Below are 12,763 nucleotides of genomic sequence, written 5' to 3' on the forward strand. Positions count from 1 at the left end.
GATAATGGCGTAAATATGCTTTTTGACAAAAATAAAACAGGCTGTTTTTGCAGCCTGTTTGGAATGTTTAAAAAGTATCAGATCAACAGGCGACCTCAGGTCGCCAATACATTTTGTATGCAGTAAATTACTTGTCTTTGTATTGCTCAACATTGTTTTCTATCTTGTCAACAGAGTTTCTTTCTGTTATGTCAACACGATAGTTGTACTGAGCGTTCTTGGTGACAGTGTTTTCCGTGAAGTATTCAAGACCGCCGTCTTTGTCGAAAAAGTAGGTTGTGGAAAAGCCCTTTGTGCCTATCTCCTCAGCGTCCTTTCCCAGCTTTGAAACGTCATAAACATACGTCACAGTAACAGAGCCGTCATCACCGATAATGTCAGAAACAGACTCAACAGCTTTCGGTGCAAACATCAGCATACCCTCGTCAGCTTGTGGGTGCTTTGCCTTTCTTGTGTACTTTGAAAAGTCCTTGTCGCCCTTTACCAAATGTGAGTATTCTCCGTTGTCATAGGTGTAGCTCTCGATTCCGTTGTTATACTGAGCGTATTCCTTTCCACCGTTCTTGCCGTAGTAAGAATAGGTCAGCACATCCTTTTCGTCATACTTGAAAGTGAACTCCTGCTCAATATCACCAGTGTCCTCGTTGGTTATAACGACTTTTGCCGAGTCGAGCGTCGCATAGTCCTCCCTTGCCTGATAAACCAGCGTGTCATGCTTTAGCTCAGGCGTACCGCAGGAAGTGCATAAAAGGCAGACAGCCACTGTTAAAGCTACTGCTGCTGTTTTTAGAAATCTCATTTTAAAATTTACTCTCCTTAAAGCCCCTTGCAGGTCTTTGAGAACACTATAAGCGCCGCAGCGATAGTGAATATCTGCGAGATAGTTGCATGGACCATAAGACCTATATTGAATTTTATCACATACAGGTCTATAGCAAAGCTTTCAACGCCTACATTTTTTCCCCATGCAAGCCAGCCCACATAATCCTTGCCCTCACAGACGTAAGCTATGAACGCACCAAGTATTATTCCTGCCAGCATGAAAAATATAAACGCAAAAGTCTTTTTGAAATTTTTCATGACTGAATATCCTCTGTTTTATGTATCGGTATCTATTTTCTTCTTGACGGAGATTTTCTCTTGTTGTCAATGACTTTTTTCAGATCAGAAAATCTCTCCTCGCTTGACGCTTTGAACTTGCTGAGCATATCCTCAAAATCAGCGTTTCCTGAATTGCTGTCAGCATTGTATACCGGAGGCGGATTTTTAGCAAAATCCTGTGGCGCTCTATCTCTGTTGTGATCCCTGTTATAGTCGTTTCTAGGTCTGCCCTGAGAATTGCCTCCCTGACGGTTGAAATTTCTCTGACCACCGTTAGGTCTGCCCTCTCTGCCACCCTGGTGACCGTTCTCTCTTGGCTTTCTCTGTGGCGCAGGCTGAGCCTTCTTGATAGAAAGCGATATCTTTCCGTCGTCGCCTAAATTAAGCACCTTTACCTTGACGGTCTGACCCTCGGTAAGATGATCCTTTATCTCGTTTACGAATGTGTTCGCAACCTCCGAGATGTGGACCATTCCTGTCGTATCCTTGTCAAGCTCCACAAATGCTCCGAATTTTGTGATACCTGTTACTTTTCCTTCATAAATTTTTCCTACTTCAAGCTGCATTTGATCTTTGTGTCCTCTCTGCAATAAAAATTCTGCTATACGAACGGTCAAAAGACCGTGTCCGCCTTAGTCGCTGTTGTTTACAATATAAAATCTGCGCTCATTAGGATAAGCATAGCCCAGCTTTTCAATAGCTATCTTCTCCATATACTCCGCCTCGTCGTCAGAACTGAGCAGCCTTGTGTATTCATCATTGAGCTGCTTGGCGGCGGTTATCTTTTTATTTATAGCGTCTGACTCTTTTCTGAGCTGTGCTATCTGCGCCTGCTGTGAGATGATAGTCACTCCCGAATAAACAAAAAGAGCGGCAACAGCAAAAATAGTCAGAAGCTTAACAAATCTTGATCTTTTCGGCTTTGGATTTTTTTTAGCAGCGTCCTTTTCAGCGTCAGCCGTTTCGGACGTTTTATTTTTAAAACCTAGCATTGTGTACTCCTTTTTTGATTACAAAACCGACCTTTCCATAAGCAATACCCCAATAACTGTCATGAGGCGTTACCTATACTCTTTTCTATTATACACTAATCAAAAGAGAGTTTTCAAGTGCTTTTAGAAGTTTTTTTTTGCAGAGAGGAAATTTTGCACTTTTTCACAAAACAGTCCCTGAAACCGTCTGCTCTTTTGGTAATAAATTTAACCACAGGCGAAAACGTTTTAGCAAATAGTTTTCTGATGATCGAAAAAAGGCTTCTCAGCACGGATACAACAGCGTTTCCTACAGTAAGATGTTCTATCACAGAGCCTGTTAGCATACCCACTAAAACAAACCCTCTTATAGCCCCCGTCAGCCCGGTGCAAAATGTGAAAAGTGCAAAGCCGTAAAGAAATGTGTAAATGATATCCTCAAAAAAGGTGAGTATCTTCCCATGTGGCAAAGCCGCCCTGAATACCCTGAAAATATCATATAAAAGCCCCAGCCCGCAGCCCAGAACCACAGACAGCAGAAAAAGCTCCCTTTCAAGCTCTAGCCCCAGTTGCATTTCTTCCATTTTCTTTCCCCTTTCTCAAACCTTTTGCTTAAAAACCGCTTGAATATGCAATTCCCCACTTGTAGGGGCGAACAGCGTTCGCCCGTTGGCTGACCGCTATTTGTTATCTGCCTATCCGTATTTTGCCGAAAGCTCCGCAAACAGGCGGGCGACCTCAGCCCCTACATATGTTATCTGAATATCTTCCCTATCGCCGAGAGCTTTTTCTTTCTGTCCTTTTCTCCATAAACCAAAGCCCAGATATCCCCCTCCACGGAAACATCTCCCGACTCAACGCTTATTTCGTTTATGTGCAGGTCTTTGCCTTTTATCGTCAGCTCTCCAAGCTGTGTGAAAAGCCTTATCTCATCCTCGTCAAAGCTGTCAACGTCCGTTACGCCCGAAAGCTGTAAACGCTGTCTGTTTTCAAGAATGGCATTGTGCCTGCCCTGAGTATCATTCATAAAAGCACCCCCTGATATTTTTCTTATCTATGTATATTCGCTCCGTGTAAAAATATTTCTCTGAAAACGTTTTATATCCTTGACAAAAACGCCTTGAAAAGCTAAAATAAACATATGCAAAAAAATCATAGTATCGAAAGGATATGAAAAAATGGCAGAGAATAAAAAGCTTATAACAGCAGACAACAGCTTTCTTACTTATATGGGCAGAATAGACTTTTCCGAAAAAACACGCCCTGAGTTTTATTACGCAGGCTCAAATGTAAAAATGACTTTCACAGGCACAAGCGTATCCGCCGTGATAAAAAACCATAAGTATTTCAACATTCAGGAGCTTGGCTTTGTTATGGACGGCAAAGAGGGCAAGGTGACATTCGATAAAAATGACGAGGATATCACCCTTGATATCGCTTGTGACCTTGAAAAAGGCACTCATACCGTTACTCTTTTTAAAAGGCAGGACGCTTCCCATTACTTTGAGTTCGTGGGCTTTGAAATAGACCCCGACGGAGAAGTTCTTGAAAATCCTCCTCCCCCTGCAAGAAAAATAGAATGCTATGGCGACTCTGTTTCTGCAGGCGCAGTGTGCGAGGCAGTTGACTTTGTTGCAAGCTGTGACCCTGAGGATCATCAGGGAGTTTACGATAACGCATGGCATAGCTATGCAATGATAACATCAAGAAATCTCGGTGCACAGATCCATAATATCGCACAGGGCGGTATCGCAATTTTCGACAACACAGGCTATTATCATGCCCCGAATTATATCGGCATGGAGTCAGTCTATGACAAGCTTTGCTATTTCCCGGAGGGCGCAAAGGGCGTAACGCCTTGGGATTTTGACCTTTATACACCTGACGTTGTGCTTTTTGCAGTGGGTCAGAACGACCCGCATAACGAGGGCCACGAGGATTTCGATATCACCGACCCCGATTACAGAGCAAAGTGGAAAAATGCCTACAAGAGCATTATCCTTGACCTTAGAAGCAAGTATCCAAACGCAACATTCGTGCTTCTGCTGACAGTTCTCTGCCACGGTGAGGAGTGGGATAAAGCCGTTGACGAGATAGCAAACGAGCTTAATGACCAGAAGATAACACATTTCATGTTCACAAGAACAGGCAAGGCGACCCCAGGTCACCCAAGACTGCCTGAACAGTATGAAATGGCGGAGGATCTTACAGCTTATCTCTCAAACATGGGCGATAAAATTTGGGGCTAAAAGCCGAAAAAATAATAGGGCGAACATTTCACATTGTTCGCCCGGTTTTTGTGCCTGTTTTATCGGCTTTTTTTGTCGTTTTCAGCTTAGATCCTGCTGTTCCGCTGCCTGCCTGTCAAGCTCCATGCGATAAGCAGAAAGTATCTCCTCCTCTATCTCATTGCGAAGCTCGCTGTCGATGGGGTGAACGATATCACGGAAAACCCCGTTGTCGTCACGGCGGCTGGGCATAGCCACAAAAAGTCGCTCCTCCCCTTGCACTATCTTGATATCATGTACCGCAAAACTGCCGTCAAAGGTCAGGCTCACAACAGCTCTGAGCTTGCCCTCGTTTATAAATCTTCTGAATTTTACCTCTGTTATAGTCATTTTCATGCGTCCTTTCTTGTGATGTAATTCCTGTAGTAATATTTTTGCCTCTTTTTTTGAAAAATAATCAAAAAAGGGGTTTATTTTTTTTTAGAAATGTTATATAATAAAATAAACATACATTCTGAATTATCTATTATTCTAAGGAGTATTACAAAGATGATAACAAATGAGATCTTGAAAAATATAAAGCACGTTCATTTTATCGGTATAGGCGGCTCTGGTATGTACCCTCTGGTGCAGATATTCCATTCAAAGGGATATTTCATCACAGGCTCAGACAATAACGAAACTGAAACTCTTGAAGCCGTAAGAAAGCTTGGCATAGAAGTATTTCTCGGTCAGAGAGCCGAGAATATCAAGGGTGCAGACCTTATAATCTATACCGCCGCAATAATGGCAGATAACCCTGAGCTTATCGCCGCAAAGGCAAGCGGTGCGATCTGCTGTGAAAGAGCCGAGATACTTGGCCTTGTCACAAGCTGGTATACAAACGCTCTTTGCGTTTCAGGCACTCACGGAAAGACTACAACTTCTTCCATGCTCACACAGATATTCGTTCAGGAGGGTACTGACCTTTCCTGCGTTATAGGCGGAAAGCTCCCAAGCATAGGCGGCTCAGGCAAGGCAGGCTCATCACAAACTATGGTCTGTGAATCCTGTGAGTTCGAGGATCATTTCCTCAGACTTTTCCCTGACGTTTCAATTATCCTGAACGTTGACGCAGACCACCTTGAGTATTTCAAGAATATCGAAAATATCATAAAGTCTTTCCATAAGTTCGCAACCATGGCTTCAAAAGCCGTTATCTATAATGGCGATGACGCAAATACTCTGAAAGCCGTTGAGGGTGTCGACAAGGAAATGATATCTTTCGGATGGGATAAGAAAAACGATTATTCTGCCGTTATAAAGTCTAAAAAAGGCTTGCAGACACGTTTTGAGCTTTATCATAAGGGCGAGTTCGTCAGAGAGCTTACTATCCACGTTCCGGGCGACCATAACGTCATGAACGCCCTTGCAGCCATTGCCGCCGCAAGATATTCAGGCGTTTCATGGGAGGGTATCGAAAAGGGACTTGATACTTTCTTTGGCGCAATAAGACGTTTCGAGAAGATAGCAGAGGTCAATGGCGTTACTATCGTTGACGATTACGCTCACCACCCAAAGGAGATCGAGTGTACACTGAAAGCCGCAAAGGGTCTTGATTTCAACAGAGTGTGGGCAGTTTTCCAGCCTTTCACCTATTCAAGAACAAAGATACTCATGAACGATTTTGTGAAAGCGCTTTCTATTGCAGATATTGCCGTTATCACGGATATCATGGGAAGCCGTGAGAAAAATACCGACGGTGTTTATGCTGAACAGCTTGCAGAGAAGATACCGAATGCAGTTTGGTTCAAGACCGACCACGAGCTTGTTGATAAGCAGACTGCACAGCAGAAGGAATATAACTTCTCACAGTGTATCGACTATATAAAGAAAAACTGCAAAGAGGGCGACCTTGTTATAACTCTTGGCTGCGGAGATGTCTATAAGCTTGCAAAAAGGCTTGCAAAAGAGCTTTAGGTTTAAGAGATAAAGATTTATTGATATAACAGAAAGGACGGAGCTATGAGAAAAGTAACCGAGAACGAGAAAATGGTATTCGAGTTCATAAAGGATCGCATAGAAGAGGGCTATCCGCCCACAGTTAGGGAGATTTGTGCAGAGTTTGGCTTTAAGTCTACCTCAACAGCCCATAGATATATAAATAATCTCACCGCAAAAGGTCTTCTTGAAAAGGGAAATAACCAGAACAGAGCCATAAGGCTCACAGGCGGCAACGGCATGAAGATCCCCCTTGTGGGAACTGTCACCGCAGGTATCCCTATCACTGCCATTGAGGAGATAACAGACTATATAAGCTTCCAGCCTGCAAGGCATTACAGCAATCCGCTTTTTGCCCTAAAGGTAAGAGGAGAGTCCATGATAAACGCCGCTATCCTTGACGGAGATATGGTAGTTATAGAGCAGACCCCATATGCAGAAAACGGCGATATTGTCTGCGCACTTGTTGACAACGAGTCAGCTACCATAAAGACTTTCTATAAAGAGGACGGCCATTACAGACTACAGCCTGAAAATGACACCATGGATCCTATCATAGTAGACGAAGTAAGCATACTTGGCAAGGTTGTGGGCGTTGTAAGATATCTGTAAATATAGATAAAGAAGATTTGTAGGGGCGAACAGCGTTCGCCCGTGTCATTAAAGAAAACAGGCGGATAGTCCAACATAGATATAGAAAAAACTTCGACAAACAAAACAGTTCTAAGTGTGTAAAGGATTGGTAATAATGAGCAGACATTGTACATTCTGCGGTTCTAAGCTGGAGGACGGAGCTAAGATATGCACCAACTGCGGAAAAATGGTACCTATCGCCTCATCGACCCAAAGACGTGGCGAGCAGGAGTTTATAGATCGTTCAAGGATACAGGGCATACCGAAGCGTGTTTACGAACACCCGAAAAGAGCCGAAGCAGAGGAAAGAATGCGCCGAGAGCAGGAAGCTCGCAGGGTAAAGCGTGTAAGAGAGACAGACCGAAACAGAGAAATGAGTGCGGCAGACTATAGGCGCACCCCAACTGAACATTCAAGCAGCGGCAAAGAGAATTATGGCAAGGGCAAAAAGATACTAAAGACTCTGCTTAAGATCACAGTGGTAATACTGGTGATATATTTTGTGATCGCCTTTGTGAGAATATTCAGCGTAAGACATTCCACCTACGATTTCGATACCGAAATGAAATTGGCAAGCGAAAATTACGGTGAAGCCGTTGACGCATATTTCAAAGACGGCAAGTGGAAATATAACATCTTTAAAAATCAGGTGTCCTATGAGGGAACTTCCGAAAGTGGCGACGATTATGTTATGATATTCGGCAAGAATGACGGTCAGACTGTCGTAAGGCAAATGACAAAGAACAGCAAGAAGGTCGCTTCTGACAGCATAATGAACGATGTCATGGGAATGTTCATGTTCGAGAAAAAGGTCACAGGATAAAAAATAAGCGCATAATTATGTAGTTAATTGTAGTGGCGAACAGTGTTCGCCCGCATTTTGACACGCATTATAAAACGAAACGGACGAAGTAAAAAAGCTTCGTCCGTTTATTGTTTTGTAGGGAATCGTCCCACTTTTTTTGTTGTTTGTGTTTTTTAACAGCCTAATTTACACTATTGTCACGCTTTTCATCAAACATTCTGTAATACTGCACAGTTTCATATTCGTTCAGCGTGTCCTTGTATTTGTCAGCTACATCATTTATAGAATACCATTCTCCGTCAGCCGTCTTGTAGCCGTAAGAGCTTATTATCGGAATGTCACAGCGTATCTTGTCAAGCTCCTGCTGATATTTCGACTTTGGGAGTCCAGCCGCTTCCATGACCTCGTTTGAAAGATAGTTAAGGCTTATATCGTCTATCTTCTCCGCATTAACGCCCTTGTTGCTCCAAATAAGAAAAGGAGTCTGTCGAAGTCTTGAGTAATCCTCCGTTGAAAGCAGAGCAACGTCCTTGCCATAGAGATGCTCTGTAAAGCTTAAAATGTGTGGATAATGGTCGCCGAACATTACGATTATGACTTCTTCGTCCTTGTTCCTGAAATAATCCGTAAGCTCTCCCAACGCCTTGTCAGATTGATAAATGGAGTTTATATACTGCAAAGCCTCATTGTTGTTGTAACCCTCAAATGTTACCTCAGACGGAACAGAGCTGAGGTCATCATATGGACCATGGTTCTGCATCGTGGCAGTCCATACAAAATACGGTGAACCCTTGTTGCTCTCGTATTGTGCCTCAATGTAGTGGAAAAGGGAGCTGTCTGACATATTGTTGTTTATGTATTGACAGTTTGAAATGTAGTCGCCGCAGTTGAAGAGCTTGCTCTTGAATTGAAGCTGTTCATAGGCGTTGCCTATATCCCATAGTCCCTCAGAGCAAGGCGAGATAGCCTGCGTTGTGTAGCCAAGCTCGTTTAGCCAGCTTACAAGACCGTTTTGTTTGTCGTTGAGATATTGGGTGAATACCGCACTTCCCGACGGCAAAAAGCCAAGAGTGTTGCCGGTGAGAAATTCATACTCAGAGTTGCAGGAATAACCGCCATATGCCGAAACGGAAACATATCCGCTTATGCTTTCCTCCTGCAATTTGTGATAGTTGGGCAGATAGTCTTTGTTAGTCTTGAACTGAGCGATATGCTCAAAGTCTGCAAAGGATTCATTCATGATAGCAATGATAGCAGGCTTTTTGTCAGCCTTTTGTACCTCATACTGAGTTATGGTATCCTCCGCCTTTTGAGTGGAGTAGCCGTCAGGCTTTGTCACACGGTCAAACATTCCGTCAAAGCAAAACATAAGGTCATAGCCTACGCACCTGTATGTGTCTGCATTTTCTGCACCTGAAAAGTTCAGCCTGATGTATCTGTTCCTTATACCAAGGTCATAGGCAAACCTGCCACCATATACGAATAGGAAACACCCTGCGATAACAGCCACACCCGATATTATCCTGCTGCGTATTTTTATCTTCCTTACTTTTGTCGTCACCGTTACAGCGATAATAAGAATAAGATCACAAAGCACAAACATCACGTTGCTGTCTAAAAACAGTGAGTACATTCCGTTTATCTCACTGGCTGACTTTATGTTGGCAAGGTCGGCAAACTGCACAGGATTCCCCCTGAACTCGGTGACATAATACTGTGCCAAAGCATATATGGCAAATATGACGTTCACTCCGCAAAACCAGGCGTGTGGCTTCGGGAATATCACCGCACCCATAAGATATAAAAGCCAGCAGAGCAATATTCCAAGGAGAATGTAAAGCACATTACTCTTTGGAAAATATGACCCCATTACAAAGTCCGGAAGAAAATAAGAATTTAGTCCAAGCATAAAAGCCGCCGTGAAAGGGTCGATGTAGCCTTTTGTTTCGCTCTTTTTCAGCTTCTTTTGCATTGAGAAAAATTCCGCAATAATAAATATCAGTGCCAGCTCAACAGCGCAAGCCCCTATAAGCGCATAATTTCGCTCTTTCGGCAGGAAGTTGTCTTTGTCCATGTATATGCCCAACAAAGCACAGATGACTCCTACCAGTATAACTGCCACTATGGCACTTATAAATCGTAATGTTTGCATTCCGTCAGGCGACGCAAACCATGCTCCTATTTTTTTCAGCAAGCCTTTTTTCTCCTTTGCCTGCTGTGTTTGAATGTTTTGTTGTTCTTCCATTACAATATACTCTTTTCTGTTGATTTACACGCATTTTACAATACCTATTCATTATAGCATAGCTATTAGCAAATTACAACAGCTAAAATCAACAAATATTGTCCTGCTTGATGTCAGGTGTTCACAATTAATTTACCCCATGCTTCAAAGAGTGTGTAAATTGCTCTTGAAAAAGGGACGGCAACGTGTTATAATATTTATGTATTTCAAAAAACATAAGGAAAAGAGGTAAATATATGTCACATGAGAAGATACTGGTGCTTGACTTTGGCGGACAGTACAATCAGCTTATCGCAAGACGTGTGAGAGATCACCACGTTTATGCAGAGATAAAAAGCTTTGAAACTCCGATCGAAGAAATAAAAGCAGCAGGCTATAAGGGCATAATCTTCACAGGCGGACCAAACTCCGTTTATGATATGACTTCCCCGCATTATGACAAGGCTATACTTGACCTTGGCATACCGGTTCTCGGCATCTGCTACGGCTGTCAGCTTATTTCATGGATGAGCGGTGGAAAGGTAGAAAGCTGTAAAAAGAGCGAGTATGGCAAGATAGAGATAACAGCCTCCGCAGAGAGCAAGCTTTTCAAGGACGTTCCTGATAAGAATATCGTATGGATGAGCCATACCGACTATGTCAGCGAAGCACCTGAGGGCTTTGTTATCACTTCCCATTCAGATGATTGCCCATGTGCGTCAATGGAGAATGCAGAGAAGAAGATATATGCCGTTCAGTTCCACCCTGAGGTAACTCACAGTGAGTATGGTAACGTCATTTTGAAAAACTTCCTTTACGAGGTCTGCGGCTGTAAAGGCGATTGGGTAATGGATAACTTTATCGAGAACACAGTTGCAAAACTTAAAGAGCAGATAGGCGATAAGAAAGTAGTTTTGGGACTTTCAGGCGGAGTTGACTCATCAGTTGCCGCAGGACTTATCAGCCGTGCAGTGGGCAAACAGCTCACCTGCGTGTTCGTAGATCAGGGCCTTATGAGAAAAGACGAGGGCGACTTTGTTGAGGAAACTTTCACAAGACTTTTCGATATGAGATTTGTAAGAGTAAACTGTCAGAAGCAGTTCCTTGAAAAGCTCAAAGGCATAACAGATCCAGAGGAAAAGAGAAAGACTATCGGAACAGAGTTCTATAAGGTATTCTGGGATAAGATCAGAGAAGAGGCAGACGGCGGATTTTTCGCACAGGGTACTATCTACCCTGACCGAATCGAAAGTGGAAAGGGCGACGCTGCCACAATAAAAACTCACCACAATCAGGTGAAAATGCCTGAGGACATCAACTTTGACGGCGTTATAGAGCCGCTTGGCGATCTTTTCAAAGACGAGGTAAGAAAAGTCGGCGAAAAGCTCGGCATACCAAAGGAGCTTGTATGGCGTCAGCCGTTCCCAGGCCCAGGACTTGGTGTAAGAATAATCGGTGAGATAACAGAGGATAAGATAAAGGTGTTGCAGGAAGCAGACGCCGTTTTCCGTGACGAGATCAAGAAAAGCGGAATTGAAAGCAGCCTGAGCCAGTTCTTTGCAGTTCTCCCGAACGTCCAGACAGTAGGTGTAATGGGCGACCACAGAACCTATGACCACCTTATAGCTATCAGAGCCGTAACAACAGACGACTTCATGACAGCCGATTGGGCAAAGATACCATACGATGTTCTCGCAAGAATATCCAACAGGATAACAAATGAAGTAGACCATGTAAACAGAGTAGTTTACGATATAACCTCAAAGCCACCGGGAACGGTGGAGTGGGAATAATATCAAGAATAGCATAACCCCGCATAAACCCCGCATAAACACTAAGTTTTAGGCTCTTAAATTCCTGATTTGATAGCAATATTAAACATTAAAAGGCATTACTGACTACAAAAGTCAGTAATGCCTTTATACTTTATTATGTGAAGAAAAGGGTTCTTATCATGTTAATAACAGCCGTTGTAAAAGGTAAAGCTTTTGTAAGTATGTCGATTGCCTTGCTTGCATCGTGTTTTTTTACACTGTTGTCATTTAATTTATATAAAAATAATTCAAGAAAAATTTTATCGTCAGCATTAAAGTGTTCATTATTAATAACTCTTTTAATCTCAGATGATATATCATTATTTGTTTGATTAATTGAAATGGAATTGCTATTTCCCGAAATAGTCATGTTGTTTATATTCCCGTAATTTGCGCTTACTAAACATGGTGTTGACAACTTAGCCACAAAATCACGATATAGACCAGAAAAAAACAAGTCAGTAGATTGTCTGTTATGATCATTACATGGATATATAATATCTATATTGTAATTTTTGTTATCATGGACAAAGTTTGTAGTATAACGTCTTTTTAGTTCATTAAATTTACCTATTTGCCAAAAATAGTATGGAATAACCAAATAAGTAACACCACTGGATTCTTTAATAAAGTACTTTATTTCTTTATTAGAATAATCAATCTTCTTGTCAATTGATTGTAGAAAAGTAATCGTTAAAAAAATTAAAAGTGCTGGGATAATCATTACAGCTGTTAATAAAATTAAAGATTTATACATATTATACCCCTATGTTTTGAGAATATTTATAATTTTGTTCATAATACTTGTTATAAGCTTTTTTTATATTTAACTGGTATTATGTGCATGAAAGGCAACAATCTATTCTGCTTCTTGCTCAAATTTGTCATATGTATTAATTATATCACACTTTTGAATCGTTGTCAAGCAAATAAAAAAATAGTCAAAGATTTTAGCTGTAGTGCTACAATAGATATTGGACAAAATTAAGAAAAAAGAAAAGAGAGAT

14 protein-coding genes are annotated in these 12,763 nt (G+C 42.1%); 5 read left to right on the forward strand and 9 right to left on the reverse strand.

All coding sequences use genetic code 11. From position 1 onward, the window contains the following. Positions 1 to 127: 127 nt before the first annotated feature. The 6 genes from DWW81_RS07395 to yabP form a co-directional block, all read right to left on the reverse strand. Positions 128 to 799, reverse strand: coding sequence for a hypothetical protein (locus tag DWW81_RS07395; protein WP_117897143.1), 672 nt, complete (start codon positions 797 to 799; stop codon positions 128 to 130). Positions 800 to 816: 17 nt separating this feature from the next. Further along, complete coding sequence (locus DWW81_RS07400) at positions 817 to 1,080, reverse strand: DUF4321 domain-containing protein (RefSeq protein WP_038672732.1); 264 nt, start codon at positions 1,078 to 1,080, stop codon at positions 817 to 819. Between the two features lie 32 nt (positions 1,081 to 1,112). After that, positions 1,113 to 1,667, reverse strand: a complete 555-nt coding sequence (locus DWW81_RS07405) for a S1 RNA-binding domain-containing protein (RefSeq protein WP_022287145.1) — start codon at positions 1,665 to 1,667, stop codon at positions 1,113 to 1,115. A 66-nt stretch (positions 1,668 to 1,733) separates the two neighbouring features. Continuing rightward, positions 1,734 to 2,093, reverse strand: a complete 360-nt coding sequence (locus tag DWW81_RS07410) for a septum formation initiator family protein (RefSeq protein ID WP_117897144.1) — start codon at positions 2,091 to 2,093, stop codon at positions 1,734 to 1,736. A gap of 113 nt (positions 2,094 to 2,206) precedes the next feature. Further along, positions 2,207 to 2,656: a spore cortex biosynthesis protein YabQ gene (gene yabQ, locus DWW81_RS07415; protein ID WP_117897145.1), complete on the reverse strand. Its 450-nt coding sequence runs from the start codon at positions 2,654 to 2,656 to the stop codon at positions 2,207 to 2,209. Positions 2,657 to 2,826: 170 nt separating this feature from the next. After that, a complete protein-coding gene (gene yabP, locus DWW81_RS07420; protein ID WP_022287142.1) occupies positions 2,827 to 3,099 on the reverse strand; it encodes a sporulation protein YabP in 273 nt (90 codons plus the stop codon). 151 nt (positions 3,100 to 3,250) lie between these two features. On the opposite strand from yabP, the gene DWW81_RS07425 reads away from it, so the two are divergent. Beyond that, on the forward strand, positions 3,251 to 4,321 hold the full coding sequence (locus DWW81_RS07425; protein ID WP_117897146.1) for an electron transporter RnfD: 1,071 nt from the start codon (positions 3,251 to 3,253) through the stop codon (positions 4,319 to 4,321). A gap of 81 nt (positions 4,322 to 4,402) precedes the next feature. Here the strand turns inward: DWW81_RS07425 and spoVG are convergent, their stop codons facing one another. Then, positions 4,403 to 4,690, reverse strand: coding sequence for a septation regulator SpoVG (spoVG, locus tag DWW81_RS07430; RefSeq protein ID WP_117877422.1), 288 nt, complete (start codon positions 4,688 to 4,690; stop codon positions 4,403 to 4,405). A 159-nt stretch (positions 4,691 to 4,849) separates the two neighbouring features. On the opposite strand from spoVG, the gene murC reads away from it, so the two are divergent. From murC to DWW81_RS07445, 3 genes are all read left to right on the forward strand, one after another. Further along, entirely contained in the window at positions 4,850 to 6,259 is a 1,410-nt protein-coding gene (gene murC / locus DWW81_RS07435; RefSeq protein ID WP_117897147.1) for a UDP-N-acetylmuramate--L-alanine ligase, read from the forward strand. 45 nt (positions 6,260 to 6,304) lie between these two features. Continuing rightward, positions 6,305 to 6,892 carry a transcriptional repressor LexA gene (gene lexA / locus DWW81_RS07440; RefSeq protein WP_022287046.1) on the forward strand — a complete coding sequence of 196 codons (588 nt, stop codon included), beginning with the start codon at positions 6,305 to 6,307 and terminating at the stop codon, positions 6,890 to 6,892. Between the two features lie 136 nt (positions 6,893 to 7,028). Then, on the forward strand, positions 7,029 to 7,736 hold the full coding sequence (locus DWW81_RS07445; protein WP_117897148.1) for a zinc ribbon domain-containing protein: 708 nt from the start codon (positions 7,029 to 7,031) through the stop codon (positions 7,734 to 7,736). 163 nt (positions 7,737 to 7,899) lie between these two features. Here the strand turns inward: DWW81_RS07445 and DWW81_RS07450 are convergent, their stop codons facing one another. Then, positions 7,900 to 9,963: an LTA synthase family protein gene (locus DWW81_RS07450; RefSeq protein ID WP_117897149.1), complete on the reverse strand. Its 2,064-nt coding sequence runs from the start codon at positions 9,961 to 9,963 to the stop codon at positions 7,900 to 7,902. Positions 9,964 to 10,199: 236 nt separating this feature from the next. Between DWW81_RS07450 and guaA the strand changes: the two genes are divergently transcribed. Continuing rightward, a complete protein-coding gene (gene guaA, locus DWW81_RS07455; protein ID WP_117897150.1) occupies positions 10,200 to 11,735 on the forward strand; it encodes a glutamine-hydrolyzing GMP synthase in 1,536 nt (511 codons plus the stop codon). A gap of 136 nt (positions 11,736 to 11,871) precedes the next feature. Here the strand turns inward: guaA and DWW81_RS07460 are convergent, their stop codons facing one another. Continuing rightward, a complete protein-coding gene (locus DWW81_RS07460) occupies positions 11,872 to 12,513 on the reverse strand; it encodes a hypothetical protein (protein ID WP_117897151.1) in 642 nt (213 codons plus the stop codon). Positions 12,514 to 12,763 lie beyond the last annotated feature (250 nt).

This window comes from Ruminococcus sp. AF17-1AC (genome assembly GCF_003461385.1).
Classification (GTDB): domain Bacteria; phylum Bacillota; class Clostridia; order Oscillospirales; family Ruminococcaceae; genus Hominimerdicola; species Hominimerdicola aceti.